The following is a 22363-nucleotide window of genomic DNA, read 5'->3' on the forward strand; positions in this document are numbered from 1 at the left end:
CTATTAATAAATGCTAACACAGGCAGGTAAAGGTCCTCATTATTAACAAATAACGAAGACCCTGCATTATCAAATAATGAGGACTCAGAGACTCTTGCAGATGTCTTGCTTGAGGATAGAGCGTTCCACGTAATCCCTTTTTTAAATATAAAATCTAAATTATAGTTATGTGAACGTACCTTTCCTGATTTTTCATCGGTAAAATTTTGAATTTCCCGACCATCGTCGAACCAATTTACGACATAATCAAGATTACCGTACCACTTTCTATATTCACCACCTTTCTGATAAGGGAACCATTTCAGACCGGATTCTTTAGCTTGAATACGATCAGTAAAATCAAAACCGATATTCGCGAAATTAACTTCATGCCAAAAACGTAAAAAACGCTCATTATCCGCTGTTGCCATTCCAAGGCGTGTTGAGGCAATTTGAGATATTTTTTTATTATCAAATAAATTAACCTCACTTTCGCTGAGCCAATATGCAATCGGTGCACCGGGGATTTTTTGGAAGTCATTCTGTGCCGTTCTATTGAAATGATTGTCCCGTTTAAGCAAAGAGTTTTGTTTTTGTTCTTCATTACCTTCAATCAGGCGGAAAAATACTGGCTGATAACGTTCAGTATGATTGTTACTAATCACCCAAGCCGTAGTCTGCACCACTTCCCCAGAAATCTGCCCAAACGCTCGTGCCCCAAGATGGGACATGGTTATAAGGGTTTTATTATCCAGCAACCACCCACGAAACACTTCATAGCTCGACAGGAACATCCATGACTGCATATTCACTTGCGCATTAAAGCCGTTCTCTTTGAGCAAAGAAAATGCATGCTGCATAAACATCGCAAACAAATCTGACTTGCTGTCCGGGAATTGTTTTTTTGCAAACTCTTTCAGTTCGCCATTCATTCCTTTCCCACCCATATACGGCGGGTTTGCCACCACCGCATCATAACGCTGCGCCAGAATCCACGCCTGCTGAATATACGGGATCAGCTCCGCCACTGCTTCTTTCTGCTGAATATCCCCTTCAACAGCCAGACGATACAACCCATCCAGGAACGCTTTCAGCGCCGCTTCATCTTCATGTGAAACCTGAATCAGCGATCCCAACGTTTTTGCGCTGGTAAACAATGCCAGCGTTCGCATCAGCAGCTTATATTCCGCGCTGTCGGTATTGGTCAGTGCCGCACCTTCTGCAAACATATCTCCCATGCTGCCACGCTGCACCTGCTGGTGGAAGTTCAGCTTGGTCCACAGTTCTGCAATATCCAGTTTACTTTCCTGCAGGGAAACGATATTCAGGCGAACGCCACGGCCCAGAATACGGCGATCGTCCTGACGCGCCAGCATCAGCATCGCAAAACCAGACAGTTGCGCCGCACGGTCATCTATATCCAGACCGAAGATATTATTTTCCAGAATCAGCTGTGGGATATCACGGGTACGGTAGCCGCGCTCTTCGTAAATCGCCTTCAACACGTTATAGGCTTCAGTCAGGATATGGCCGGAACCACAGGCTGGGTCTAGTACTTTAATGCTTTCAGGTTCAATGCTGGATGGGGTGATTGTTGCCAGCTGCGCCTGAACTTCTGGCGTCTGTTCTGCTGGCTCAATGTAGTACGCCATTTTACCTTTCAGGCTCGAGTCCGGGTAGGTTTGCAGCCACTGGCGGCCCACCGAGTTCTGCACCAGATACTGCACAATCCAGTTCGGAGTAAACAGCTGGGTAGCGGCAGGAATATCTTCGCTCTTCACAACCTTGCCGATCACATCATCTTTTTTCTCGGAAATATAAAACTGATACAGCCAGCCAATCACTTCGACCTGTTCCCAGTCCTCCTCAGGAATAATATCTACCAGCCCACGCAGAATGGAGTCGGTACGAGTCAGGTTATCCGGCAGTACCAGTTCGATATCATCATTGACCGCTTCGAACAGGAAAGGCATTGCACCGTGCAATGCATGGCACTGGGCCAGTAGCAGTTCGCGGTACAGCTCTTCGTCACGATCGCCCGCCAGCTTCATCTCCACCAGGCGCGCTTTGTCCAGCTCCAGAGCATCAGCCACTTCCGGCACATGATCCAGAACCTCAAAACCACCTTCCAGCGTCGGGTGAGACAGCATACGGAAACCGTGATCAAGATAGCCATGCAGCTCCATATAGCGAATAGCGCAAAAGCGGTTAAACCAGGTGTAAGCGATGTGCTCCACAAGCACGTCGTAGCCCTGCTTTTCTGCACGCTTGACCAGACGCTCACGGCGTGACGCCAGTGCTTTATCCAGCGAGAACTGACCATAACGAACCTGGTCGCCAAGATCGGTTGCTTGTGCAATTTGCAGGTTGCCTTTTTTATCGGCTTCAATGCCCAGCGTAGTCAGTTTTAGCATGACCGCATCGCGGAACTGTTTACGTGCCACCGGGGCGTATTTTTTGATGTTTGACGTATTCATGTGAAGTCCTGAAAAGGGCAGACAACATCTGCCCTGAAAATGGGGAAATTACTGAAGCTGAACGCGTTCGCCTGCGTTAATAGCATCCATTAGCGTTTTACGGAGTTGTTCCAGCGCTTTGTCTACCTGTTCGGCGTTATCCAGCGTTGTCACACCCGCAGCTCGTTCCATCGTTTTACGCGTGTTCACGTAGATGGTCTTTTTCAGCTTGGGTTCAGGCTTAGCTATTGGATCGATAATCCCTGGCTGAAGGACGGTTTTTGGTTCAGGCACTTTCTTACGCTGTTCTTCAACCCAGCCGTTCAGTCGTTCGTTTGCTTTGAATTGTAGCGCCCGAACCTCAGCCTGTTCTTCCATAATCTGTGGGATCAGGCCGTTCTGCTCCACTTTCTTACGCGATTGCTGCATCGGGTGTAAAAGCGAGTGCTGCAAGTCAGCAGGGACGTGCATCTCCTGCATGCTTTGCTTCAGCTCATTGATATGGTTATCTATCTGCTGCAGCGCATGGCTTCGGTATTCTTCCACCAGACGCTGGTTGATGGTTTCAACGGTTTCAATCAGAGGAATAATCCGGTGCAGCTCTCCGTAAGGTCGTGCCTTACTGTAGATCCCTTCCAACTCCTGCAACGCCTTTTGGGCCGTTTCGTCTTTATCCAGCGCGTTACGGTTAGCTTTAAAACTTCCATTGAACGCCGTGCTCAAGCGCTGCCATGTAGCGTATTGGTTTTTGTAGAAGCTGACCAAATCGTCCCAGTCTTCCGAGAAATCTTTAAGATCGTCGGCCGCTGTGGTGATTTTTTCAATGACCGCGTATTCCTCTTTCTCGTTAAGGATCCCGTTCAGCAATACCAGGCCTTCTTCTATCTCTTTACGGCCAGGGTTTTGTCCACTCTCTGCACGAGTTTTAAAAACGGTCAGTTCGCTCTTCCAGCGGCCAAAGAGTTCGCGAATATGAGAGACCAACGACTGTTCTTCACGCTCGTTAAACGGTTCTCCGGCAATCTCAGCCATCAGCTGCGCAGCTTTAGTCAACTGTGCTTCGTCATGGCGACGAACTTTATGCAGACGCAAATCGCTGTAACGACGTGAATTATTAAACGCGTCCCACGCTTGCTTCAGTGCGATTTCACTGCCTTGCAGAGTGAAGCTATATTTACCGCTGCGTGCCAACCGAGCCACCAGCAATTTGACTTCATCTTCCGGCCAGCCAAATGGGCGACGGCCAAAAGTGGTAAGGATATCCCGCAGATAAACTGGCTTGTGAGTCTCAATACTCATACTGATCCAGTTATCCACTTCACGCATCGCCTCTGGGTTGGATTCTTCCATATCCCCGAGATCGAGCTGGGTATCATTTTCTACTGTCAACAGCGCGTGAGTTTCACGATTTACGTCTCCGGTACTAAGACGCAGCAATTTTAGTTTAGAGAAACTGTTCTCGATAACGTAACCGCAGGCTGCATCCACGATAGCTAACGGCGAAGAGGATTTCTTATCCAGCCGTTCGCCCAGCGCCCAGACATCAGCCTGAGCCAGCAAGCCTTCGATCTGCGCCTTCAGCGTTTTTTCGCGCATGCCATTTTCACGGCCTTTTTCTGCCAACAGCGTTGCCTGTTCCGGACGCTGTCCGCTTTGCTTGCTAAGGAAGGCTTTGGTCTGCGCGTACATGGTCAGGTCTTGCCAGGTACGAGCCTCATCAGGCAGACAAATTAAGATGCAGTCCTTACTGTCCGTCATCAGCAGACTATTAGAATGCGCACCCTTATAGCTCTCGTAGTTCGAGTCCAGGGGCGTGAGCACCTTAACCACCAGATCGTTAAGATTCGCACCATCCAACGGATGTCCGTTACAAAAACGACTGATATCAAAATCCTGCTTATTGGCCGGATAGCGATATCTTTTGTTTTTCAGGATCTCTTCGAAAATGATCGTTGAGAGCTGCTTATTGATGGTGGTGAATTCCACGTCAATATTGCGGATTTCGTTTTCAATCTCTTTTTCTTCGTTAGTGAGAAAAACAAATTTGTCATCAATACGCGAGATCAGCATCTCAGCCTGCAGACGATTAAGACTGGCTTCAATCTGTCGACGGAGTTCCACTTTATCAGTATCAATACGCTCAATAGAGAGCGTGACGAGATTGTCGAGAGTACTTTTCAGCACATCGACGTAGCGGATCAGGAACAGCGTCTTTAGTAGTTTGCCGTCAAACTCCGTCAGTGACGGAGACTGGCAGGCCTGAATGATAGTGCGGCTAACCGCAGGTTCCAGGAAGCTTTCAATCGCAGAGTAGAAACGCCAGAACGGGACCAGGCTATCCAGTCCATCTGCAGAAATCTGGACTGCTGCCGACTGGAAGGCATCCAGAAGAGAACGCTCACCCATTGCCAGCTGTTTACCTGCGGCCCCTTTGGTTCGGATTGATTCAAAGACCTTTTGCAGGATCTGGTAATGCCACGGCACAAACGGATAGTTATCCACGAACTCGCGACTGTTGGTATAGGCACGCAGCGTAGCCGTGGTTGTCGTGTCGAACGCCAACTGGTTACGCAAAATATCGCCTTTTTCCTGCCAGACAGCTTCCAGCGCCGGTATTGCCGCTTCTGTTTTCACCAGCAGACGTTTCTGAATAACTTCTGAGGTATTCGAGCTGGAGAGTTGTAAGCGCGTTGAGAAACGCCCCTGAATCTTGGAGAAATCCTGACCGTCGCGACTGCTCATACCGCCAATGGCGGCATTAATGTCGGCCTGGGAGGTCACAATCACCCATGCGCGTCCACCGCAAATAACGCCCAGGTTTTCGGTGATGGTTTGCAGCTTCAGCATCATCTGGGCATCTTTACCAATGAACTGCCCAACTTCATCGACCATAAACAGAATGTTGCGGTTGCCTTGACTATCCAGCCACTCTTTAACCCACGTACAGAAATTTTTGATATCCAGTGGGAAGTTCTTATCAAGTTGCTCGATCCACTGGCGAGAAGACTCTTCACTCTGGCCTGTAGCAACACTCAGCGCCTGAGCCATCTGATCGTTTATCATCAGATAAACATCACGTTCATCTTCCCAACGAGAGCCAGTAATATCCGCAAAGGCGGCTTTAAAGGTATCAAACTGTCCACGCTTATCGAGCTCACGTTCCAGGTGTGCAATATGCGGGAAGTCCCCACAATAACCAGCCAGTTCGTTAAAAACTTTCAGAAAGACTTTGAGGATGGCATCCACGCCATCTTCAACATTCGCACGTGAGTCAATATTGAATAGAACGACATCAGTCGGATGCTGAACCGATTTCCGAATATCGGCCAATAGCAGTGCATCATCAATTTTCTCTTCAAAGAAGGAGAGCGCATTACGCGTGACGCCATTGTGGCTAACTTCTCGGTTCGCCAGCAGATAGGAAAGGATCTTAATGAAGTGTGATTTACCGGACCCAAAGAAGCCTGAAACCCAGACGCCCATTTTGTCGGCAAGCTGTAATCTGCCTGGTCCAGTAGCTGGGGCATAGACTTCAAAGAACTGACGCAGGTGACCATCGAGCTCCCGAGTAATGACGTACTCATCCAGTTCTATCCAGGCGCTTTCGTCGTCGGTCTGCTCGGCTTTAACCACGCCGTTAATATTACGTTTTAGCGGTTTCTCAAAAATTTGTTCAATATTCATTGCTGTCGTCTTTTAACGAGGAGTCAAAGTCGCCGCCGGTCCGGTTTCGGGTACCAGTCTGAAGGCACGGTAATAGTTACGCGAGTTAATGCCTGAGAGTGGAGAAAGATCATATCCACTGTAGGTGCCTGGATAGAACATGAGGAGTGGTGTAAACCCCATCACGTCCTGAAGTGCGCTCATAAGCTCATGACCACGAACTAACGGCCAGGCGTTACCGAGCCCCGTCAGGATGACAAATTGCTGAGCAGGGAGATCGACCGTGCGCGCAATATATTCCGCGATTTTTTTCTGGCTTAGTGGGGCTGCCAGATGCTTTTTCAGTGTTTCCAGGCCAAGTTCAGGCTCTCGCTGGCAGATACGGTCAAAGAGCTTACGTTCTTCCAGCATATCGATGATGACCTGGAAGATATTTAGCGTTTTATAGGTGTACTTTTTATCCAGTTTTTTGAATAAAAAGTGAAGGTATTCGCGGACCTGAAGCTCTTGCTTTGCCGGATAGTCAAAGATCCAGAAGCCAATCTCATTGCCGGAACCTTGGTTTTTTAAAAAACGGTCGTCGCCGATACGTTCTTCTAACTGTTTTAATCGATATTCAAGGATCGAGTCATTCATACGTTACCCTCCAGAATAGGGAGCAGTTCGGCTTTATTTAAACGATGCAAGGCCGTTGCAACATCTGGTAGAAGGAAAACGTTTTGTAAATTGCGGCGGCGTGGGCTATCCAGGTAACCAGCTTCTGCCAGAGCCTTAATCAGATTGTTACCCATCTTTTGGATAGATGAATCAGAGAAAGCAGCCAGCTCCGGGTGCAATCGTAGATTCTCATCCACAAATTCACTCCAGCAGTTCATACCAAGTTTTTCTTTAAACTGTTGACGAGCCGGATTTACAACTTCAGCAATAAACTCCGCAACAACTGGAGACTGTATCATCAATGCAACCAACAGCATTTGTAGACGTTCGCTTTCACTGCCATCAGCAATCAGTTTCCAGCCCCCCCGATCCAGGGTCATTAATCGCAGCCTTAAGGTTCGGGCATAACGATTTGCAGTGCTTGTGGAGGAAGCCTGAAGAATATTTTCATTGATTATTTGCTGCTGCCAGGTCGCTTCATCTGGTTCAGAAAGCAACAGTTCAGCAATGGTTCGGCTCTCTCGGACCATCAACGAACCGCCCAGCAGATCGCCAATCCAGCGTTTGTCATTTTTTATCATGGTGTTTGTCATCAAAAATCCGGAATGCTGCTCGCAAAAATCAAGTAATGATTGTAATCGGCATGCAGGTGATATGCCATGGTTAGGATCAGAACAAATGGGTGATTTATTGATGATGATTATCGAGTGATCCTGATCATAGATTTAGAGCGCAGTTTCCGGTTTGATGCCTTCACGAAGGCCTCACACTGAGTGAGTTTAAGAAAAGTAACTGAAGGTAAGCTAGGATGTCGAAAGCCAATAATCCGGGATTTGTCTTATCACCTTACCCCCAGAAAAAAATCCTTAAAGCATTAGGAACTCACCAACAAAAGACCGACTCTTCTGCTAAACGACATGGGAAACCGACTCGCTTTAATATTGCGACCAGCGATTACGATAATCTCGTTAGCGGCGAGCACGGTCCGCTGATACTAAAAGTCCGGAGGGGAAAAATCGTCACCGAAAAACATTACTGTGCTGAATGTCACAGTTACATTAGCCCAATCCGGGCATATGCCGACAGTAACTATGGAAAAGTGCATCTTTGTACACCTTGCCATCTTACAGCGTTCAACCGTAGCTTTGGACACGCGGATGCTATGCCGCTCAAGTTGGATCATGCTCATGCACATAAGGGGAAATGGTAACGATGCTCCTACCAAGTGGTTTTAAAAATGCCCCTACCAACACAAGTTAATATTATGTTTTCAAAAAACTTTATATGTTTTATATGACGTATCACAGCAGCAATAAAGTAATCCCCCTCCAATACCCATCAGTGATCCTGTTGTAACTCATTACAGGAGCCGCACATTAACCATTAACTGATCAGAGCAGATATCTCCCAGATTATGTCTGAAAAGATCGTTAACTAAACTGATCAGGTTAGTTGTTTTAGCAAAAACATCTCACACCGGTTTTCACCATCAACAAGCACTACACGCAACCCACAACACAAAAAGGAAAACTCCATGCCCCCACACAAAATCCGCCAGGAGTGGCTGACGCTGGACGAGGCCGCAGAAGTCATCCGGCAGCACAACATCACGTTGCTGCCCGCCGACCTGATCCGCCATGCCCTGCACGGCGATCTGCCTCTCTCGGTCTACTTCCCTTCTCCCGTACTTCTGAGACCACTCAATCCTCCTTGCCACTTTGCCTGCCGATTCAGTAACCCCCCCTTTCCGCCTTCGCAGTGCAACAAACCCGGCAACCGCAAAGTGATGGCGAACTCTCCGCCATGCCGACGCGACCCGACTCTGCAACTGACCACCAGCCATCTGTGGAATTTGCCGTTAATCGGCCTTGAGCGCCTGCTGCTCCACCAGCAACTGGCGAAAACGTTGAATAGTCCTTGCCCCAAAGATACCCACTGCTGCAACCAGATTGGCATTGTGGTCTGCGATGAGAACGACAGCTACTACCAACTCTGTTGCCGCAAATCGCTACGGGAGCTTTTGCTGGAACTGCTCGCCACACAAAACAACCTCCAGGAAGAGCTTCATCTGCTGATTGGCCAGCTGTATGGCAATGGTCGCAATGACCTTAAATCCCGGCTCAGTCTGTCCGTCTGCTACCTGCAGGGCACGCTGCCTCCTGACGCACTGTTCGTCATCCGCCGCACTCATCTCGAAGCCTTCCTGACCCGTCATCAGCCGGAATCAAAGGAGCGGATCACCTCCGCGCTTTCCCGTTTGCTGTGGCTGGCCTGCAAGCACAACCCACAACTGGACGATGAAATGCTGGAGCATCCCTACAAACTGCTGAACATTTTCGAATGCTGGGCGCGTGAGGATGGTATGCACCTGCCGCTGAGTGGCGAGACGTTGAAAACCGCCCTCCAGCGCGGCGCACCGCCGTAACGCGATCAACTAACCCTTTCAACTAACAACTCTCACTACCCCGGATAAGGATTTTTACTGCCTGGCAGGGACGCTGCTGCTTTGATAACCACGCCCATCGTGCTGATGTGAACGAATCTGGACACAGGAGGAATGGTTATGAATAGCGACAGATTTTTACGCTTACGCCAGGTGGAAGACAAAATCGGCTTCGGTAAATCGTGGATTTACCGGCAAATCCAGCTGCAACAGTTTCCGCCGTCCATCCGACTCAACAGCCGCCACGTCGCCTGGCTGGAAAGCGAGGTGGATGCCTGGATCCACCAGCGCATCCGGCTTACCCGCGATGTCTGAATGCCGGAGGAAGATTATGTGCGCTTCACACCTGCTCAACCGCTGGCTTCACGGCGTCAACAATACCGGAGAACAGGAGATGGTCCAGGTCAGTCTGGAGCAAATCCAGCCGTTCTCTCTCAATCCCCGTGTCACCCGCAACCCCGGCTATGACGTACTGAAAGCGTCAATTCTCGCCCGCGGGCTGGATAACCCGCCGGTGTTGACCCGTCGCCCCGGTGATGAAAAATATATGCTCGCCAGCGGCGGGAATACGCGCCTCGCCATCCTTAATGAACTGTGGCAGGAGACACAGGATGAGCGTTACCACCGCGTCTGCTGGCCGTTCAGACCGTGGCCGGAAACACTGTCACCTCAGCAGGGCGAAGTACAGTGCCTGATCGGCCATCTGGCCGAAAGCGACCTGCATAACGGATTGATGTTTATCGAACGGGCGGAAGGAGTCCTGCACCTGCGCGATCTTTACCTCGAGGCAGGCATTGAATGCCCGACGCAGCTGGCGCTGGCGGAGCAACTGACCCGCGACGGCTATCCCGTCAGCCAGTCGCAAATCAGCTGGATGTTACAGACCGTCGACTGGCTGCTGCCCTGCATCCCTAACGCGCTATACGGCGGCCTCACCCGTAAGGTTATCGATCGCCTGCTGGCGCTACGCAGCGCGGCGGAACAGGTCTGGGCAAAGCTGATGCCGCTGGAACGCCAGCCAGAATTTGCCGACCTGTTCAGCACCGCCCTCGCCACTTTCAACGGCGAGCCGGAAGCCGTGGTACCGCAACTGGTGCAGGACGAACTGCTCGGCGAGATGAGCTGTCGCAGCGGCATGAGCTGGAATACGTTGCTGGCGGAACTGACCGATGGACAGAGCAAGCGGCAGGCGCTGCTGGGGCCCCCGGTCGAAAAGGTCCTCTGGCCGCCACCGCCGGAAGCGGAAAAAGCACCACTACCAGAGCCTGAGCCACCGACTGAACCCGCTGTGCCCGGCGAGCCAAAGCCCTCGCCGCTGGTGCATACGGCCCGGTCGCTGTTCGCCAACTGGGGGCTGGACACCTGTATCCAGCCGGACGACAGCGCTCCGGCCGGTTTCACCCTAGCGCCCTGCCAAGATTTTCCCCATTCGGCGGCACAGCGCTGTTACCAGGTGCTGGCGGCCCTGAATGGCAACACCAGCACACCGATGCCCGCCCTCGAATTGTTGCTGTCGCCGGACTACGACAACACTCAGATCCAGCAACTGATGCAGCTTATCAGCCTGTGCCGCCAGCGGCGGCTGCGGGAGGTTCGCCATGACGCCCTCAGTTAACCAGGCAGTGCTCACCCACATCGTCCAGGCGCTGAAGGAGGGACAGATCCGCTACTGCGAATCGCTGGGCTTCAGCCCGCAGGAGCTGTGTGAGCTGACGCGGCTCACCGCCGACGACATCCTGTTTCTCAGCAACAGCGCGGTGCAGTTCATCACCACCCACATTGACCACGAGATGCTGGGCCGGATGCTGGCGAGGATGGAGCAGGAGCGGCTGTTCCAGCAGCGTCTGGAGGAAGCCCTGTCGCTGGGCGCATCCATCGAGTTCATCAACCACTACTTTGGTCTTTCCACGCCGGAAGTCTGCGCCCGGCGGCGGCTGATTGGCCTGTTTGTCCGGCAAGGGCGCAACAATGCTCCGGATGAGCAGGTGGAAACGCTGGTATGGAATGAGTGGCAGAAGACGGGCGTGAACAAGCTCGACTCACCCGAAGCGCTGACCGCCATGATGGCAATGGCCCGCGAACACGATCTGTCGCTGACGGTTATCTGGAACCTGCTGCGCCAGTGGACTCAGGAGAAGCTGCTGCATGAAGAGTGACGATCGGCTGCTGTTTCTCGGCAATCCGCAGCAGAGCGTGCCAAAGCGCCTGCTGCTGGCGCGCAACCTCTCCCCGCGCGACAAGTTCACGTGGCAACTGCTGCGCCTGCACGCCCGCGACGACGGCAGCGGCGTCTTTCCCTCCTACAACGACCTGCAGGGCTGGCTCTCTGACCAGCCTGAGGGCGAGAAGGCCTCGCGCAGTACCGTCAGCAACGCGCTGATGATGTTGCGGATCACCAGCTGGCTGAGCCTGTGCCAGCGACTGCGCGACGAGCAAAGCGGCAGGATCACCGGCAACCTCTACGCCCTGCATGATGCGCCACTGACTCATGCTGATGCCTGCCGGATGGACAGCGAATATCTGGCGCTGCTTACGGCCTGTTCCCGCCACCGCAACCGGCGTATCCGCACCATTGCCATCGGGTTACTGCTCACCCTGCAACAACCTGTGGACAGTGGACGAACCTGCACTGAGTCTCCATTGAAGACCGCCCCTGGTCTTAATCGAAGACTCAGTGATGTGGCGGGGGCTGGCGGGCAGCCGGAGCCGCATTGCGTACATACTGGTACAGATTTAAACAATAAACATCAAAAGCGTACGCCAGACCTGCACTGGCCTGTGGATAATCCCTTCAGCGCCAGCGAGCGCCGCGCCGCCGAACGCGCGATGCGCAATCTGGATCCCGCTCTCTGCCAACAGGTGCTGGACGACTGTCTGTGGCGGATCGCCGCCCACGATATCCACCGCCCCCTCGCCTATCTGCTGGCAACGCTGGAGAAGGCCAGACGGGGCGAGTTCAATCAGCTTCGACGCAGGCGCAGATAGTCCCTATTTTATGCACAACGCATAAAGCCGGTGTACCAGCTATCAATCAAACCTCATTCATCGGCGAAATAAACTTTCTGCGAACCAGATGGGTTTCCCGTCGCCTGACTCATTGCGCGGACCGACACTGCGGGCATCTGAATCCATGGAGAATTTGCAATGCCTGGCACAACCCTGTTCAGCGATATCCGCATCACCCTGCACACCCGCGTCGCCGCCCGGCTGTGGCAGGCACATCCCACCGGCATGCTGCTCTGCCTGGCGTTACTCAGGCGACTGCTGCGCGCCGAAGAGGCCGACGATCCGTGGGCCGCCCACTGGCTGAAGCAACTGCGCATCCGCCTGAACCTGATCGCGCACCTGCTGAAGCAAAAAAACCGTCGGCTGGACCAAGCTTTCGCCAGCCTGCCGGGCGCTATCCACACCACGCAGGTCAGTAACCCATCCCCGACCGAATTCATCCTGCCGCTGGCGCTGTTCTCACCGCCCGGTTCACGCCTGCTGCAACAGTTGATTGATTACGATCTGCTGGTCCGCCGCACCCTGCTTGCCTGGCACCTCGGCCTTATCACCCAGGCGGAGAAGCGCGATTTCATTGCCACCATCCCACGCCTGATGCTCCAGGTCTTCAGCTTCGTGAACCGCTTTCGCACCACCGGTGTGACCCGCGCTGACGTGCGGGCGAACAGTCCGCTGGCGCAGACGATGGCGCATAAGCTCGGGAATTTGCCCAAAAAGATGCTTGCGGAGATACAGCGCGATGTTCAATGACGATGATGATGAACGCTCCGCCCGCAAAAGCTCGCTAAAGGGCCTTTTAAAGGCCTTTAAGGGTAAGGGAGAACTGCGAGCGCTGGTGCAGGAATTACAGGCGCTGCGCGTGCAGCTGCAACTACGCCAGCCGATGCTGAAACTGGCGGTGTATGAATTGCCGGGGCGTAACGTACCGCTGATCCTGTGCAGCAACCCGGCGCGCTCCGGCGTCAGCTATCTGCACTGGCGTAATCTGGACAACAACCGTTCGGGGAGCGTGGCGTTGCAGGAGGCCATTCAACAGCCGGACACGAGCGATGAACTGCGCGATGCGCTGATGGCGCTCGAATGGCAGCGGCAGGTACTAAATACGCAGCTTTCGGTGGTGATGTTTATGCTGCGGCGGATACAACTGTTAACCACGCTGGTTTAAAATTTTGCGCAAAGTTAAACCCTGAGTGTCACTTTAGCGAAAATTTTAAACCCATCTCATGCACCTAAAAGCAGGCACTATCCGCTTAATACGCGTTTTAAAGTGCAATTTTTACCTTCTCCCTCCAGTTTCCCCTGTCGCCTCATCCCTCCGGCACACCATGCTGAACTCCCTTTCACCGGAGACAGTCCATGCAACTTTACCTGTGCGAAAAACCCTCTCAGGCGCGCGATATCGCCCGCATTCTTGACGCCCGTAACCGCAGCGACGGCTACCTGCATAACGATACCGTGACTATCACCTGGTGCTTCGGCCATCTGCTGAGCATGGCCGCGCCGGAGGATTATGATCCGGCGCTGAAACACTGGCGGGCAGAGCATCTGCCGTTTATTCCCCCGGCATGGCGGCTGGTGATCCGCCCGGAGGTGCGCAAGCAGTTCCGCATCATCGAGAAGCTGCTGAAACAGGCGGATGCAGTGGTGATTGCCACCGACGCCGATCGCGAAGGCGAAACCATCGCCCGTGAAATTCTGGAACAATGCCGCTGGCGCGGTCCGGTCCAGCGGCTGTGGCTGTCGGCGCTGGATGAGGCCAGTATCCACAAGGCGCTTGTTGCGCTGCGACCCGGCGACAGCACATTTCCGCTGTACCAGGCCGGACTGGCGCGCGCCCGCGCCGACTGGCTGGTCGGCATCAACATGACCCGCGCCTGCACGCTAATGAACCGGCGGCACAAAGGCGTGCTCTCCGTGGGCCGGGTGCAGACGCCAACCTTACGCCTGGTGGTGGAGCGCGACCAGGAGATCGCTCGTTTCACTCCCCGCCCCTGGTGGCGGGTAGATGCCCGACTGCATGCTGAAGGAGCATCTTTCCTTGCACAGTGGCAACCCGATGGTGCGTACTGCGACGATGAAGGACGCTGCATCCGAGAATCTGCCGCCCGCGAGGCCACTGCACGCCTGCAACAGGCTGGAACAGCGCTGGTGCTGGATGTGACCACCCGACGGGAGAAAACGCCGCCACCGCAGGCCTTCACCCTCAGCGCCCTGCAGCAGACCTGCTCAAAACAGTGGGGCATGGGCGCACAGGAGGTACTGGATATCGCCCAGCGCCTGTATGAGACCCATAAAGCCACCACCTATCCGCGCACCGACTGTGGCTGGCTGCCGCTCTCGATGCATGCTGAAGCGCCGCAGGTGCTGGCCGCGCTCGTTGCCAGCGACACCTCACTTCAGCCCCTCGCCACGCAACTGAATCTGCAGCAGCGCTCCCGGCTGTGGGACGACAGCAAAATCACCGCTCACCACGGCATCATCCCGACCCGTAAAACGGTAGATCTGACGCAGATGAACGACAGCGAGCGCAAGGTCTACGGTCTGGTACGCAGCCATTTTCTGGCGCAGTTTCTGCCGGACCATGAGGTGGATAAAACCGACCTGCGCCTGAACTGCGCCGGGGAAACGCTGACTGCCCGTGGCTCAGTGGTGATTGTCAGCGGCTGGCGACAACTGTTTTTACGCGAGATGGCAACGCACTCACCGGAAGAAACGCAGGCACTTCCCGCTCTGCAACAGGGACAGACCTGCGAGGTGGAACAGGTGGACGTTCGTGCCCGTCAGACGCAACCGCCGGAGCACTACACGGAAGGGACGCTGATTGCCGCGATGAAAAATTCCGCCCGTTTTGTCAGCGATGAGCGCCTGAAACAGCGGCTGAAAGAGAACGCAGGCATCGGCACCGAAGCCACCCGCGCCGGGATTATCCAGACTCTCCTTAAGCGCGGTTATCTGATTAAGCAACGCCGCTTTCTGCTGGCCACGGATACCGCCAGCACACTGATTGACGCCCTGCCGGAAACGCTGAAAGATCCGGGCACCACTGCGCTATGGGAGCAGATGCTGGATGACATTGCGACGGGGAAAATGGGGCTGGAAGCGTTCCTGGTGCAGCAGCAAGAGGCCGTTACAACGCTCACGGCTCAAATAGTCAGAGGCCAGAAAATCGCCCCATCAGGTTAGCAAAACGCCCGGCGTTTGCCGGGCGTGAAAACAGCGTCAGTCAACGGTTACGGCTTGTGTTCAATCGCCGGGTTGTTGTTGATGGCGATGCGCTGCGGTTTCTCTTCTTCCGGGATATCCTGGTGTAATTCAATTGCCAGCAAGCCGTTTTCCAGCGAAGCGCCGGTCACTTTCACATGCTCTGGCAGACTATAGCTGGCCCGGAAGTCGCTGCGGCTGATACCCCGATGGATCCACCCTTCTTCGCCGTTTTCGGTTTTCTCCTCTTCACGTTTACCGCTGATGTTCAGCTGACCGCCGACGGTTTCAATTTCCAGTTCACTCTCTTTCCAGCCCGGTACGCTGAGCGTCAGTTCATAGCGGTTATCGCCCAGCCGCCGGATATTGTAAGAAGGCGTGGAGGGCAACGGCGTACTGCCGGTTAGCTGGCTAAAGAGGCGATCGATACGGTTAAAACGGTCCGCAAACAGAGAGTCGGAGAGATCGTGCAACATGGGAAAAGTTCTGAGAGTCATCATGTACCTCCTGAACAGTAAAAAAGAATATTCAAAAAGTTCATGTCTTATGGGCAGGTGTCCCTTACCCGCTTTCTATATGAGGTTACTGAACAATATTTCAACTCACCGAAGCGCAGTTTTGTGATGTAAATCACACATTATGCGCCCAGCCTGTCACGGAAATTATTCAGCCACCGATAACAAATCTCGCTGTTCTCTCACCCCGAAAGCTGTTGCTGTTAATGCCGTTATCACCAAAGTCCGCCATGCATTCCTGAAACGCGGAGGCGCACAGCGCGGAATGCCCGTACTGCCAGTAACTCAGAGGCCTTGCAGCCCATGAGCCAAACCCGAAGCGGGGCATCCCCGCGCATGGGGCCTCCGCACCTTTCAACACGGAGATACCACCATGAACGATACCCACTACTTCAACCTGTACACCAGCGGTCTGGGCTACCTCAACCGGATCCGGGAAGTGACCCCGAAAAAAGGCGAACCGTTCCTGTGTTGCGACATTGCCGCACTACGGGGCGAAGCCAGCAACGCAGAACACACCTGGTTCGACTGCCGCGTCAGCGGCAAGGAAGCGCAGAAACTGGTGCGCCGCTGTATCGACGCCTGTGAGCAGAAGCGCAAGGTACTGATCCAGTTCCGCCTCGGCGATCTGTATGCCGACACCTTTGTCTACAGCAAAGGCGACCGTAAAGGCGAAACCGGCGTCAGCCTGAAAGCCCATCTGTTGCACATCGGGCTCATCAAAATTGACGGTGAAGAAGTTTACCGGGCAGAACGCGAAGCAGAATCCCAGCCAGCGCCAGCCGCACCGCCAGCAGAGCCTGTACCGCAGTTCTGACGCACAGCATTCACCCTGCCGGGGAAATTCCCCGCCGGGGCGTTTCCCTGGCCTTTTACCGGAGAGACGCATGATGAATACCGTATTGAACTCACGTGAAGAAGCCCTTGACCGGGGCAAACTGATTAACCTTGATGACGAGGCGCTGGACGCTGGCTTGCCGCTGGATCTGGCCATTACCCTTCCAGCCCACAAGCACTGTCTTGAAGACCGGAATGACAACGCCATCAGGGACTTGCTGAAAGGTGTTGAAATGGCAGCGGTAGTGGCCTTTATCTCTCACCAACCGCCGCAGCGCACCATTCGTATCGACTACCGCTGGGTGCTGACGCAAAAAACTAACGGCAGCACGCAGCAGCAAACCGTCAGGCTGACGTTACGCGTTCATTTTTCTGAGGAAGGCATCCCGGTCGCCGCCACGCTGGGGCTGATGGGGGAAAGATTCCCTTACTGATCTGATTTTGCGCCCGGAACCGGGCGCTATTTTTTGACGCCGCAAACAGTTGTCGATAGTCCCCAGCCCTCTCATCCAGCACGCTCCTGTCAAAGCTCTGTGGAGGATACGATGAAACGACTATTAATAGCCCTGCTCCTGTTCATTTTCAACGGCGTGGCCGCCGCCTCCCCTGCAACGCCAGAAGTCGTCCGCTACGACCGCTATCTGCTGGTCAGCACGTCACCGCAACTGCCGCCACTCGAACAGCTTACCGCCCTGTCTGTTCCGCCAGGTTTTCACCCGATGGTAGGGGAAGCGTTGCAATACCTGCTGCGCGACAGCGGCTGGTCTCTGTGTCTTGCCGATGCGCGCCGGGCGCAGCTTTATGGGCTCCCATTACCGCTGAGCCAGTACAACACCGGCCCGCTGCGCCTGAAGGCCTCTCTGCAACTGCTGGCGGGCCCGGCGTGGCGGATGACCACCGACGAAAACCGCCGTGAAGTCTGTTTCGCCAGCGACCATTCCCTCCCCTCGACGGTGGCTTACCGTCATCCCGTGTCCCTCCGCCCTTTGGGGCCGTTAACGGCCCCGTTTTTTCTCGCCGGGACCATACAGCGTGGCGATATCCGCCTGGCGGTGATAGTGCCACTGGAGGCTGTTTACCTCCATCAGGTGGTGTGGCTGCGCAGGGGAGAACAGTGGCATGGCTGGCGGCTGGAGCGGTTTGATGAGCGCCGGGCCATATTCCGCCACGGTAAACGCCAGCTGACGCTGAAAGTACCGGAGTAAGCGATGAAACGCCTGATTATCCTGTTACTGTTCACCGCCAGCGTGCTGGCGCAACCGCTTCAGGTGCAGACCAGCCAGAACGCGGACTCTGCTCCCAGACCGCTGACCACGCAGCAGCAGGCCACCGTCTGGGGCGTCACGCCGGAAGAGTGGCAGCGCTATCTCACGCTGAAACAGCAGGCGCGCGGCGTCTGGTCGCCGGGACTCGATCCGTTGACCACGTTGGGCGTCGAAGCCGACACTGACCACGAACGTCAGCGCTTCGCCGAACTGCTGGTCAGGCAGGAGTACCTGCGGCTGGAGAAAGAACTCGCCTTCCAGCGTGCCTATGACGCGGCCTGGCAGCGCCTGTATCCGGGCCTGACGCCGCTGAAAACCACCTCCGCCAGCACTTCCCGCGTTTCACTATTCGTTAAAGATGACTGCCCACCCTGTGACAGCCTGCTGCGTACCCTGCTGGCGCAACAGCGTCCGCTGGATATCTGGCTGGTCAACAGCGAAGGCGATGATAACCGGGTGCGCCGCTGGGCGATGGCGCATGGCATTGATGCAAAACTGGTGAGTGAGCACAACATCACGCTTAACCACGACGCGGGCCGCTGGCTGCTGCTGGGCCAGAGCAAAATCCCGGTGGCGCTGGAACGTAAGGGGGAGCAATGGCGCGAGGTCCTGCCCTGATCCTGCTGCTGCCCTGTCTGGCGCTGGCGCAGCCTCTGCCAGAGGCTTATCTGCGCGCCGCAGAGCATTTCCGCGTACCGCCGGAACTGCTGTGGGCCGTCACACAGACCGAAAGCGGGGCGAACCTGAGTGGCAAACATCGCCCGTGGCCGTGGACGCTCAATATCAAAGGTACCGGCTACCGCTACGCCAGCCGGGAGCAGGCCTGTCAGGCGCTGCTGGCCGCCATCCGCCGCACCAGTGCGAAGCGCATTGACGTGGGGCTCGGGCAAATCAATATCGGCTGGCACCGGGCGTATTTTGCTTCTCCGTGCGACGCCCTGCATCCCCTGCAGAACCTGTCGCTCACCGCCCGCCTGCTGCATCAGCGCTACGATGAACGTCCCGGAAGCTGGCTCAATGCCGCCGCCCGCTATCACCGTCCTGCGGGCGGCGCGCCCGCTGCACGCTACCGCAAGCTGATCAGCCGCCACCTGCAACGGGCCGCACCGCCATGAGCCGCTACGCGCTGGAAGCGCTGCTGCGCCCGCCCGTGGAGTTTTACAGCACCGTCACCGCTGGCTGTGGTGTATTAATCTGCCTGATGCAAGCCCCGCTGCTGATGCTGACGCCGTGGCAGGCCCGCCTGATGGCCGGTGCCCTGATTCTGCTGGCCCTGCGACGCGGCTGGCAGGGCTGGCACATCGTGCGCTACCACCGCAACCTCCTGCGCCTGCCGCGCTACGCGCTCACCAGCCGGAAAATCCCGGTCAGCCGGCAGCGGCTGTTTCTCGGTAAAGGCTTTCGCTGGCTACCCATCCACACCCAACGGCTGTACGACTGCCTGCAACCGGAAGCTGCACACTGGCTGCGCCCCGGATGGTGCTACCGTCTGGCAAGGCACATCGAAAAACGCAGCGAACATCCCCTTCCCAATCTTGCCCATCTGCTCAGTATCGACCACTGGCTGAATCCCGTACGTCCGCTGCCACCCGTCGGCGGCAATCCGTGGTTGCATGGGGTGGAACTTAAAGAGTGCGACGTCACCCTGCCGCTCAGTGAACGCCCCGGCCACACGCTGGTGCTCGGTACCACTCGCGTCGGCAAAACTCGGCTGGCGGAACTGCTTGCCACTCAGGACATCCGCCGCGGTGAGGTGGTGATCGTCTTTGATCCGAAAGGTGATGCGGATCTGCTGAAGCGTCTGTGGACAGAAGCGCAACGCGCCGGACGCGGAGACCGCTTTATCCTGTTCCATCTGGCCTACCCGGAGATCTCCGCCCGTTATAACGCCATCGGGCGCTTTGGCCGCATCTCGGAAGTGGCGTCGCGCCTCACCGGACAGCTTTCAGGCGAAGGCAACTCGGCGGCCTTTCGCGAGTTCGCCTGGCGCTTTGTCAGCATCATCGCCCGCACCCTGGTGGCGCTCGGCCAGCGCCCCGATTACCAGTTGATCTCCCGCCACGTCGTCAATATCGACGCCCTATTTATCGACTATGCCCGCATCGTGCTGCCGCGTCACAACGCGCGGGCATGGGAAGTGGTGGCGCAACTGGCGGAGCGCGTTAACGACAAAAACACGCCGCGCCATATGCTGGGCCGCGATCCTCACGTGGTGGCGCTGGAGCAGTACCTCAACGCGGAAAAATTATACGATCCGATCCTCGACGGCCTGCTCTCAGCGGTGCGCTATGACAAAACCTACTTCGACAAGATTGTCGCCTCGCTGCTGCCGCTGCTGGAAAAGCTGACCACAGGCACGCTCTCCGCCCTGCTCGCTCCTGACTACCACGACCTGGACGACACGCGTCCGATCCTCGACTGGCAGCAGGCGATCCGCCAGAAGGCGGTGGTCTATGTCGGGCTGGATGCGCTGTCTGATGCGGTGGTCGCTGCCGCCGTCGGCAATTCGATGTTTGCCGATCTGGTGAGCGTCGCCGGGCATCTGTATAAATTTGGCCTCAATGATGGACTGCCCGGCAATAGCGAAAAACCGTCGCCCATCAACCTGCATTGCGATGAGTTTAATGAACTGATGGGCGAGGAGTTTATCCCGCTGGTCAACAAGGGCGGCGGCGCGGGCATTCAGGTCACCGCCTATACCCAGACGTTGAGTGATATTCAGGCCCGCCTCGGTAGCGCGCCCAAAGCAGGCCAGGTGGTCGGCAATTTCAACAACCTGATTATGCTGCGGGTGCGCGAAACCACCACCGCCGAACTATTGACGAAGCAACTGCCGCAGGTGGAAGTGCGCAGCCGTCAGGTTAGCTCCGGCGTCACCGACACGCCGGGCGGCATCAACAGCTTTACCAGCAACACCCGCGAACAGGTAACCACCCGCAATGTACCGCTGCTCGATACTGCCGCGCTGATCCTGCTTCCCAAAGGCCAGGCTTTTGCCCTGCTCGAAGGCGGTCAGTTATGGAAAATTCGTCTGCCTTTGCCCGTGGCGGATAAGCACCGCTCACTACCGAAGTCCATCGCGCAACTGGCGGCATGGATGCAGGCGCGCCAGCAGGGGCAGGTAGAATGAGCGAACAGCGACCGCCTCCGTCACGTCCGCTACAAGGACCGATTGGCTGGCTGCTGTCAATGACCGGGCGGCTCATCGGGCTGGTTATTGGCGCGCTGATGTTGCGGGTGGTGCTGGAACTGGCGGGGCTCTATTTCTGGTGGCCGCAGGAGGCGGACAGGCATGTTTTTCAGGTGATGAAGCAGGAGCATACTGAACTGGTTCTTGCGTTACAGTCGCATCCACAGGGAGAAAAAATTGTGATGCTGCTGGAGAATAAGGCACCTCACATGCTTATAACCAACAGACTCATTCAAAAACCACTCACCATTCTGGCTTATACACTGGTCAGTTTTATGCTGCGCCTGACGTGGCTGGTCGCCACGTTCCCCCTGCTCTGTCTGTGCGTGTTAATCGGGCTGATAGAGGGTCCGGTGCAGCGGGATTTAAGACGGTTTGGCTCCGGGCTGGAATCCATTTTTCTCCACAGCTACGTCATCAGGTCCGGCAGTTCAGTCGCCACAGCGCTGTGGGTGTTTTATCTGGCACAGCCGCTGTTTCTGCCCGCAATGCTGATTTTACTGCCCACCGCTTTATGGTCCGGGATAACGGTATGGATGGCAGCAGGGAGTTTTAAACGGTGGTTATAAGTTGCTCAAAAAATCGCACCTCACTACAATGTATACAGTGTATACATGTGTATGAGGCCATCAATATGGGCGTAATGTCAGTCCGTTTAAACAACAATCTTTCCACGCAACTGGAAGCATTATCAAAAGCGACCGGACGCTCAAAGTCCTGGCTGGCAAATCAGGCAATTGAAGATTATGTTGCCCGGGAAGCCTGGCAAGTTGCAGAGATTGAGCAGGCCATTCAGGAGGCTGATGCCGGTGATTTTGCCACTTCAGATGAGGTGGATAACCTGTTTCAACGTCTGGGAGTAAAGCCAGATGGAAATTAAGTGGCTACGTAAAGCCATTGCCAATCTCGAAGCTGAGTTCCGGTATATTGCTGAAGACGATCCGCAGGCTGCGGAACGGTTTGTGAACGAAGTCTGGCGACTTACGCAACTGCTCAAAGAGCAACCCGCTATGGGCCGGGAAGGAAGGGTACCTGAAACACGTGAACTCATTCTTCATAATTACCCTTATATCATTCCCTATCGAGTACGAAATAACACAATTCAGGTTTTACGGGTGTTTCATACCCATAGAAGGATCCCGACGAAATGG

General features: G+C 55.0%; 23 protein-coding genes. 18 read left to right on the plus strand and 5 right to left on the minus strand.

Translation table 11 applies throughout. From position 1 onward, the window contains the following. From pglX to NNN71_RS16335, 4 genes are all read right to left on the minus strand, one after another. Positions 1–2456: BREX-1 system adenine-specific DNA-methyltransferase PglX (gene pglX, locus NNN71_RS16320; protein ID WP_271458913.1), on the minus strand; the 2456-nt coding region annotated here is incomplete at its 3' end. Between the two features lie 48 nt (positions 2457–2504). Continuing rightward, positions 2505–6119 (minus strand): BREX system P-loop protein BrxC, encoded by a 3615-nt coding sequence (gene brxC, locus NNN71_RS16325; RefSeq protein WP_271458914.1) that lies wholly within the window; start codon positions 6117–6119, stop codon positions 2505–2507. Between the two features lie 12 nt (positions 6120–6131). Next, positions 6132–6734: a DUF1788 domain-containing protein gene (locus tag NNN71_RS16330; RefSeq protein WP_271458915.1), complete on the minus strand. Its 603-nt coding sequence runs from the start codon at positions 6732–6734 to the stop codon at positions 6132–6134. After that, positions 6731–7348, minus strand: coding sequence for a DUF1819 family protein (locus tag NNN71_RS16335; RefSeq protein WP_271458916.1), 618 nt, complete (start codon positions 7346–7348; stop codon positions 6731–6733). The genes NNN71_RS16330 and NNN71_RS16335 overlap by 4 nt, the downstream gene beginning before the upstream one ends. Positions 7349–7563: 215 nt before the next feature. Between NNN71_RS16335 and NNN71_RS16340 the strand changes: the two genes are divergently transcribed. The 9 genes from NNN71_RS16340 to NNN71_RS16380 all read left to right on the plus strand — a co-directional run bounded on the left by NNN71_RS16340 (position 7564) and on the right by NNN71_RS16380 (position 15387). After that, a complete protein-coding gene (locus tag NNN71_RS16340; RefSeq protein ID WP_271458917.1) occupies positions 7564–7965 on the plus strand; it encodes a hypothetical protein in 402 nt (133 codons plus the stop codon). A 324-nt stretch (positions 7966–8289) separates the two neighbouring features. After that, entirely contained in the window at positions 8290–9180 is an 891-nt protein-coding gene (locus tag NNN71_RS16345) for a hypothetical protein (protein WP_271458918.1), read from the plus strand. A gap of 138 nt (positions 9181–9318) precedes the next feature. Then, positions 9319–9513, plus strand: coding sequence for a helix-turn-helix transcriptional regulator (locus NNN71_RS16350; RefSeq protein ID WP_001561320.1), 195 nt, complete (start codon positions 9319–9321; stop codon positions 9511–9513). 16 nt (positions 9514–9529) lie between these two features. Then, on the plus strand, positions 9530–10813 hold the full coding sequence (locus NNN71_RS16355; protein ID WP_271458919.1) for a ParB family protein: 1284 nt from the start codon (positions 9530–9532) through the stop codon (positions 10811–10813). Then, complete coding sequence (locus NNN71_RS16360; RefSeq protein WP_032670637.1) at positions 10797–11354, plus strand: DUF2857 domain-containing protein; 558 nt, start codon at positions 10797–10799, stop codon at positions 11352–11354. Before NNN71_RS16355 ends, NNN71_RS16360 begins: the two co-directional genes overlap by 17 nt. After that, on the plus strand, positions 11344–12183 hold the full coding sequence (locus NNN71_RS16365; RefSeq protein WP_271458920.1) for an STY4528 family pathogenicity island replication protein: 840 nt from the start codon (positions 11344–11346) through the stop codon (positions 12181–12183). The genes NNN71_RS16360 and NNN71_RS16365 overlap by 11 nt, the downstream gene beginning before the upstream one ends. A gap of 159 nt (positions 12184–12342) precedes the next feature. After that, on the plus strand, positions 12343–12954 hold the full coding sequence (locus NNN71_RS16370; protein WP_047050496.1) for a PFL_4669 family integrating conjugative element protein: 612 nt from the start codon (positions 12343–12345) through the stop codon (positions 12952–12954). After that, entirely contained in the window at positions 12944–13369 is a 426-nt protein-coding gene (locus NNN71_RS16375) for a DUF3158 family protein (RefSeq protein ID WP_271458921.1), read from the plus strand. Before NNN71_RS16370 ends, NNN71_RS16375 begins: the two co-directional genes overlap by 11 nt. Positions 13370–13560: 191 nt before the next feature. After that, entirely contained in the window at positions 13561–15387 is a 1827-nt protein-coding gene (locus NNN71_RS16380; protein ID WP_271458922.1) for a DNA topoisomerase III, read from the plus strand. A gap of 47 nt (positions 15388–15434) precedes the next feature. Here the strand turns inward: NNN71_RS16380 and NNN71_RS16385 are convergent, their stop codons facing one another. Continuing rightward, positions 15435–15905, minus strand: coding sequence for an Hsp20 family protein (locus NNN71_RS16385; RefSeq protein WP_080340068.1), 471 nt, complete (start codon positions 15903–15905; stop codon positions 15435–15437). Positions 15906–16293: 388 nt separating this feature from the next. On the opposite strand from NNN71_RS16385, the gene NNN71_RS16390 reads away from it, so the two are divergent. The 9 genes from NNN71_RS16390 to NNN71_RS16430 form a co-directional block, all read left to right on the plus strand. Next, complete coding sequence (locus NNN71_RS16390; RefSeq protein ID WP_001728505.1) at positions 16294–16737, plus strand: STY4534 family ICE replication protein; 444 nt, start codon at positions 16294–16296, stop codon at positions 16735–16737. Between the two features lie 70 nt (positions 16738–16807). Beyond that, positions 16808–17191 carry a hypothetical protein gene (locus NNN71_RS16395; RefSeq protein ID WP_271458923.1) on the plus strand — a complete coding sequence of 128 codons (384 nt, stop codon included), beginning with the start codon at positions 16808–16810 and terminating at the stop codon, positions 17189–17191. A gap of 111 nt (positions 17192–17302) precedes the next feature. Then, positions 17303–17962, plus strand: coding sequence for a PFGI-1 class ICE element type IV pilus protein PilL2 (pilL2, locus tag NNN71_RS16400; protein WP_271458924.1), 660 nt, complete (start codon positions 17303–17305; stop codon positions 17960–17962). Between the two features lie 3 nt (positions 17963–17965). Continuing rightward, on the plus strand, positions 17966–18640 hold the full coding sequence (locus tag NNN71_RS16405) for a TIGR03759 family integrating conjugative element protein (protein WP_221914667.1): 675 nt from the start codon (positions 17966–17968) through the stop codon (positions 18638–18640). After that, on the plus strand, positions 18619–19137 hold the full coding sequence (locus NNN71_RS16410) for a transglycosylase SLT domain-containing protein (protein WP_271458925.1): 519 nt from the start codon (positions 18619–18621) through the stop codon (positions 19135–19137). The genes NNN71_RS16405 and NNN71_RS16410 overlap by 22 nt, the downstream gene beginning before the upstream one ends. After that, the gene (traD, locus tag NNN71_RS16415; protein WP_271458926.1) at positions 19134–21152 is read left to right on the plus strand and encodes a type IV conjugative transfer system coupling protein TraD; all 2019 of its coding nucleotides are present in this window, start codon (positions 19134–19136) and stop codon (positions 21150–21152) included. Before NNN71_RS16410 ends, traD begins: the two co-directional genes overlap by 4 nt. Further along, complete coding sequence (locus NNN71_RS16420; RefSeq protein WP_271458927.1) at positions 21149–21781, plus strand: DUF4400 domain-containing protein; 633 nt, start codon at positions 21149–21151, stop codon at positions 21779–21781. Before traD ends, NNN71_RS16420 begins: the two co-directional genes overlap by 4 nt. A gap of 65 nt (positions 21782–21846) precedes the next feature. After that, positions 21847–22092: a CopG family ribbon-helix-helix protein gene (locus tag NNN71_RS16425; protein ID WP_049095376.1), complete on the plus strand. Its 246-nt coding sequence runs from the start codon at positions 21847–21849 to the stop codon at positions 22090–22092. Beyond that, positions 22082–22363, plus strand: a 282-nt coding sequence (locus NNN71_RS16430) for a type II toxin-antitoxin system RelE/ParE family toxin (RefSeq protein WP_271458928.1), incomplete at its 3' end; no start/stop codon positions are given. The genes NNN71_RS16425 and NNN71_RS16430, both read left to right, overlap by 11 nt.

This window comes from Kluyvera sp. Awk 3 (assembly GCF_028069715.1).
Lineage (GTDB): Bacteria > Pseudomonadota > Gammaproteobacteria > Enterobacterales > Enterobacteriaceae > Kluyvera > Kluyvera georgiana_A.

Excerpts from the sequence above, each read along its gene's own strand:
- NNN71_RS16360 (WP_032670637.1), top strand. The coding sequence starts at position 10,797 with ATGACGCCCTCAGTTAACCAGGCAGTGCTCACCCACATCGTCCAGGCG.
- brxC (WP_271458914.1), bottom strand. The coding sequence starts at position 6,119 with ATGAATATTGAACAAATTTTTGAGAAACCGCTAAAACGTAATATTAAC.
- NNN71_RS16355 (WP_271458919.1), top strand. The coding sequence starts at position 9,530 with ATGTGCGCTTCACACCTGCTCAACCGCTGGCTTCACGGCGTCAACAAT.
- NNN71_RS16350 (WP_001561320.1), top strand. The coding sequence starts at position 9,319 with ATGAATAGCGACAGATTTTTACGCTTACGCCAGGTGGAAGACAAAATC.
- NNN71_RS16420 (WP_271458927.1), top strand. The coding sequence starts at position 21,149 with ATGAGCGAACAGCGACCGCCTCCGTCACGTCCGCTACAAGGACCGATT.
- NNN71_RS16380 (WP_271458922.1), top strand. The coding sequence starts at position 13,561 with ATGCAACTTTACCTGTGCGAAAAACCCTCTCAGGCGCGCGATATCGCC.
- NNN71_RS16365 (WP_271458920.1), top strand. The coding sequence starts at position 11,344 with ATGAAGAGTGACGATCGGCTGCTGTTTCTCGGCAATCCGCAGCAGAGC.
- pilL2 (WP_271458924.1), top strand. The coding sequence starts at position 17,303 with ATGAAACGACTATTAATAGCCCTGCTCCTGTTCATTTTCAACGGCGTG.
- NNN71_RS16375 (WP_271458921.1), top strand. The coding sequence starts at position 12,944 with ATGTTCAATGACGATGATGATGAACGCTCCGCCCGCAAAAGCTCGCTA.
- NNN71_RS16335 (WP_271458916.1), bottom strand. The coding sequence starts at position 7,348 with ATGACAAACACCATGATAAAAAATGACAAACGCTGGATTGGCGATCTG.
- NNN71_RS16410 (WP_271458925.1), top strand. The coding sequence starts at position 18,619 with ATGGCGCGAGGTCCTGCCCTGATCCTGCTGCTGCCCTGTCTGGCGCTG.
- NNN71_RS16370 (WP_047050496.1), top strand. The coding sequence starts at position 12,343 with ATGCCTGGCACAACCCTGTTCAGCGATATCCGCATCACCCTGCACACC.
- NNN71_RS16340 (WP_271458917.1), top strand. The coding sequence starts at position 7,564 with ATGTCGAAAGCCAATAATCCGGGATTTGTCTTATCACCTTACCCCCAG.
- traD (WP_271458926.1), top strand. The coding sequence starts at position 19,134 with ATGAGCCGCTACGCGCTGGAAGCGCTGCTGCGCCCGCCCGTGGAGTTT.
- NNN71_RS16395 (WP_271458923.1), top strand. The coding sequence starts at position 16,808 with ATGATGAATACCGTATTGAACTCACGTGAAGAAGCCCTTGACCGGGGC.
- NNN71_RS16390 (WP_001728505.1), top strand. The coding sequence starts at position 16,294 with ATGAACGATACCCACTACTTCAACCTGTACACCAGCGGTCTGGGCTAC.
- NNN71_RS16405 (WP_221914667.1), top strand. The coding sequence starts at position 17,966 with ATGAAACGCCTGATTATCCTGTTACTGTTCACCGCCAGCGTGCTGGCG.
- NNN71_RS16330 (WP_271458915.1), bottom strand. The coding sequence starts at position 6,734 with ATGAATGACTCGATCCTTGAATATCGATTAAAACAGTTAGAAGAACGT.
- NNN71_RS16425 (WP_049095376.1), top strand. The coding sequence starts at position 21,847 with ATGGGCGTAATGTCAGTCCGTTTAAACAACAATCTTTCCACGCAACTG.
- NNN71_RS16385 (WP_080340068.1), bottom strand. The coding sequence starts at position 15,905 with ATGATGACTCTCAGAACTTTTCCCATGTTGCACGATCTCTCCGACTCT.
- NNN71_RS16345 (WP_271458918.1), top strand. The coding sequence starts at position 8,290 with ATGCCCCCACACAAAATCCGCCAGGAGTGGCTGACGCTGGACGAGGCC.